At 42.6% G+C, this 4163-nt stretch carries 6 protein-coding genes and 1 pseudogene; all 7 read right to left on the bottom strand.

Annotation, left to right across the window (positions count from 1 at the left end; all coding sequences use genetic code 11):
• Positions 1 to 325 (bottom strand): response regulator transcription factor (locus U8U68_RS21600; RefSeq protein ID WP_322204484.1); only part of this gene is annotated, 325 nt, incomplete at its 3' end.
• 178 nt (positions 326 to 503) lie between these two features.
• Positions 504 to 992 carry a hypothetical protein gene (locus U8U68_RS21595; protein ID WP_322204482.1) on the bottom strand — a complete coding sequence of 163 codons (489 nt, stop codon included), beginning with the start codon at positions 990 to 992 and terminating at the stop codon, positions 504 to 506.
• Positions 993 to 1145: 153 nt separating this feature from the next.
• A complete protein-coding gene (locus U8U68_RS21590; RefSeq protein ID WP_322204480.1) occupies positions 1146 to 1739 on the bottom strand; it encodes an ABC transporter permease in 594 nt (197 codons plus the stop codon).
• A 153-nt stretch (positions 1740 to 1892) separates the two neighbouring features.
• Positions 1893 to 2120 (bottom strand): annotated as a pseudogene (locus U8U68_RS21585) (ATP-binding protein); the annotation flags it as partial.
• Between the two features lie 141 nt (positions 2121 to 2261).
• A complete protein-coding gene (locus tag U8U68_RS21580; RefSeq protein ID WP_322204486.1) occupies positions 2262 to 2936 on the bottom strand; it encodes an ABC transporter permease in 675 nt (224 codons plus the stop codon).
• A gap of 24 nt (positions 2937 to 2960) precedes the next feature.
• Positions 2961 to 3629 (bottom strand): hypothetical protein, encoded by a 669-nt coding sequence (locus U8U68_RS21575; RefSeq protein ID WP_322204478.1) that lies wholly within the window; start codon positions 3627 to 3629, stop codon positions 2961 to 2963.
• A 126-nt stretch (positions 3630 to 3755) separates the two neighbouring features.
• A complete protein-coding gene (locus U8U68_RS21570; RefSeq protein ID WP_322204476.1) occupies positions 3756 to 4016 on the bottom strand; it encodes a hypothetical protein in 261 nt (86 codons plus the stop codon).
• Positions 4017 to 4163: the final 147 nt, after the last annotated feature.

Genomic DNA, 4163 nt, shown 5'->3' with positions numbered 1-4163 from the left:
AAGGAATTTCCTCCCCGTCATAGAACACCCGTCTTTCTGTATAGTCAATCGCCAGCTTATCGGCAAGCTTCACCTTGGGGGTGTCCCCTCTGCGGCGTTCCCGTCTGATGTGTGCGGCAACCCTAGCGCCAAGCTCATCCAATGAAAAGGGCTTTACAATATAATCATCCCCGCCCATACCAAAGCCTTTGACCTTATCGCTGTCCTCCACTCTGGCCGTCAAAAACAGAATCGGGCAACTGACAAACCCCCGTATCCGGGCACAAACCTCCAGCCCATCTATATCGGGCATATTGATATCCAGCAGAATAAGATCTGGCTGCATTTCTGGCTTTCAGATTACGCCGCAATTTTCAACATTTTATCTACTATTCAGCGAAAGCTACACTTATTCAGCTATTTGTCAAAGCATTCGTCTGATTATACCACGTCCTGCGGGTGAAGTACATATTTTAAGTATGCGGCAAAGAAGACCGCTCCATACAGCGCGGCCTCCTGCAGCTTTACTGACTGGAATTCACCTCGACACGACTCGCAAACAGCTGGTTATAGAAGTGATTTCCTTCCAAATAATTGACATACTTTATGAATTTCACTTGGACAATTGTGCTGGTCTCCCAACCGACTGCTTCAGCGTTCGGTTCGTCAGCATTATATTTGAACATGTCTCTATTGTCTAAGCGAATCTCTGATTCTTCATCAAAGAGAATGGTCAACTCCGCTTTCTCTGGAAAAACACCATTATCTCCCGGATCCGTGACAATCGCCTTAAATCCTTCGCCCCGCCATTCCACAATTTCCACATACATCCCCGCTTCCTGCGGTAACACAAGGACTTCTTCGATTGTATAATCGCCTCTTGGATGAATATTTTTGCCGTTTAATAGCGGGGAAGCAAGTGCAACACAGGTGATAAGCAGTCCCAAAAACATTACAGCAGGGAAGTTTACAGACTTTTTCTTTCTTCTTCTCTTATTGTGTTGTTGGATCATGATAAAAAACCTCTTTTAAATATGTATTTTCAAATTTAAGAAAGCAACGCAAACAGTGAAGATATTCTCCGCTGCTTGCCCCGCTTCCTCAAATCAGAATCATCCTGATGTCTGTATTCTTATGCGTCTTCCTGTATCTCTCCGGCACAACATTTATTGCGCACTGATTGTATCTACGATGGACATATCTCGGATTTTCTTGATAGGCCCTCTGATTGCCAGGATCACCGCAACTGCCACCACTGCAAGAATCACGGCAAACTCTGAAACAGGAACGCTCCAGGGATCTCCCCAGTGGAACCCAACCAGCTTGTCGAACAAAAACTTATTGCATAGCAAGCCTAGAATACCGCCGCAGATACAGCCAGTCACCGTATATGTGGAGGCTTCTGCCACAACCATTTTTACAAGCTGCTGGTTGCTTAATCCAATCGCCCGGAACGCACCGTACTGTTTCATCCTCGCCGCCACACTCATGGCAATACTGTTGATGATATTGAATATCGTAATCAATGCAATAAGAACCAAGAATCCATACACAAACAGGCCAAAGCAATAATAAGTTCCGCGCGTATTGCTGTTGCCCATGCGGTCATCCGAAAAGGTATAGGTTCCGCCCGCCATCTTACGGATTGCACTTACATCATTCTCTGTGGCGCCCTGTGCAAGCTGCATATCAATAATCGTATAATCGCTCTCCCCGGTCAGCTGCCGAAAAGTCTCTTCTGAGCAGATAAGTTTTCCCACGTCCGCCCTGTTATTAAATGGGCAATCCGAACCGTGCTTCGCCCTTGCCATATGTTTTGCATAAATTTTGTACTTTTAATATTTCCATGATATCAGTACCTCCTGTAATTACAGAGTATAGCAAAGGCGGCTTACATTCAGGTGAATTTCAGCTTACGAGTCTGTAAGGAAGGAAATCGTAAAGGTCGTTCCTTCACCAAGTTCGCTTTTTACCGAAATCACACCTTTCTGTCCCTCCACAATGGCTTTTGCAAGCGGAAGTCCTAATCCCACCCCTTGTGTATCCAACGATTTTTTACTGCGATAAAAGCGCTTGAAGATATGATGGATGTCTTTCGGTAAAATTCCGCTTCCGTTATCCTTAATCTGTATTCTAACCATCTGTCCTTTTCTGTTCCCTGCTCCTGCGTCTGCTCTCGTTTGACCTTTCCAACCTAACTTTTCTGGCACAAACAGGGCAATACTTTGATATGGCAGAGCCAGGGACGTACTTTTAATTTCTATAAATCTTGTGTCCGAAATTCAAAAATTGCTAAAATAACTCCAAGCAGCCCAGAGCATAGTATTGAAGCTATATATACATAAGTATTGACTATTTGCTGGCAGCATTGCAGATATTTGTATAGCAAGCCACGGGACAAAACATGCTACTGGAAGCAATTCTTCCGATACTTGAGAACCAGCACATTGCAATAATACGAAAAATAATACAGATAGCATGGTTGGATAAAACAAAGTCCGCTGCCTTATAGCAATCCAAATGATTGGTAAAAACGCAATATAGCTTAAAAGACCAATTTGTGTAAACAACTGTATTGTAAAACAAATAGCAGAAGATGTAACTTGTGAATGAAACAAAATTAATGAACCTAAGATTGTCAAGCACTCAGTAACAATCATAACTACTACATACCAGAAAAACCAAACAGTAATTTTGCTAAATACAAATACCTTTCTATTTACAGGTGCAGTAATAATATTAATAATTGTTTTTTCTCCATATTCCTTTTGCATTGACTGGGTTATAAAAAAGCCGCTCATGATAGGCAAAACCAAATTTACTAACATGAAAACTGTCTGTATCCATTCGTGATAGTCAATTTTGATTTTATCAAGGAATAGAGATTTTAAAACCAATAAAACAGGAATACAAATAGTAAACACAAAACCAATAAAAGCCATTTTATTTTTTTTAATTTTAAAATTTCCGTTTGAAATGCATTATTCAAATTTTGCACCTCCAGTCAAACAAGTAAAATAATCTTCTAATGTTTCATGTTTGAAAACTAATGATGATAAGCCGATTCCATGAGACACTAAAACGCGATCCATCTGCCACATTTCCGCGCAATGATAATCTTCTAAAATGAGCGGCTCAAAATCCTTTGGAATGAGTTCTGCCTCTAACGACTCGAACGATATACCCTCGTCAATCCGTCCCTGCAGCATGGAAAACATCGTCTTCTCCTGTTCGTACTGCATTTCCATCTTGCTCTCAGAGTAAAGGTATGTTTTTTCAAAATGCTCCAGCTCTTTGACCACCTTTAACCAGATAGCTGCTGTCCCGCGATTGACCGTAAACAATCTGCCGCCGCGATGGTATACATGCAGCTTGTCATTTCTCAAAACATACGCGTACTCCGCATAGGAACTGGTTCTTTTCTTTTTTTCGGCCTTCCGGTACCATCCGGGCCATATCTGAGCGATCTCGGCCCTGTGGTAATACCATGTTTCCTTCGCAAGAGCGGACAAATACTCCTTTTCCTGATTCTCTGCGTATGCCTCCAGTATCTCCTCACCGTGACCGTTCTGCAAATAGGCGTCGCTGCAAAGCTCCGCAACTGTTACCACATCTTTTCCACGTTCTTCTACAAAGTATCCTTGTGTCATTGTACCTCCTGTTCCTTCTGCCCTATCCTGCTTCTTTTACCGGTCGTAAAGCTCGCACTGCTTGTTGCAGTAAAATGCGCCTGTCATCGAATCAATACAGCCGCTCATCTTTGATTAACCTTTGTTTCACGCAATCATCCGTCCTTTTTTATCCTTTTCTGTCGCTGTGCGGTATCCTACACCATTTTTCGTATGGCCCTCAATTAAATCTCCTCTGTAAACCAGAGTTGAGAAGATATTGCGAAGGACTCCGCATAATATTGGGTCTTCTCTCTTCTCCCCGACTCGGTGGATCCGATATTTCCGTTCCATACGACTCAACACATCCGCAGTAATATACAGATTGCTCCGTTTCGTTTTATAGAGGGAAAGAAAATCGGCAACCATTTCCTCCTGCTTTTCACGAAGCCTTAGCAGGTATTACTCCCGCTCAAAAAGCTAGGAAAAAGAGAGGAAGAGTGATATAATAGGGATATGGAATATATCGATTTGCGGAAAGTGGGAAAAGAAGGGCTCAAGCAGATACGCAGTCAG

The sequence above is a fragment of the Acutalibacter intestini genome (assembly GCF_034334985.1).
Lineage (GTDB): Bacteria > Bacillota > Clostridia > Oscillospirales > Acutalibacteraceae > Acutalibacter > Acutalibacter intestini.
The sequence above is the reverse complement of the archived record's forward strand: the minus strand, read 5'-3'. Positions and strand labels throughout refer to the sequence as shown.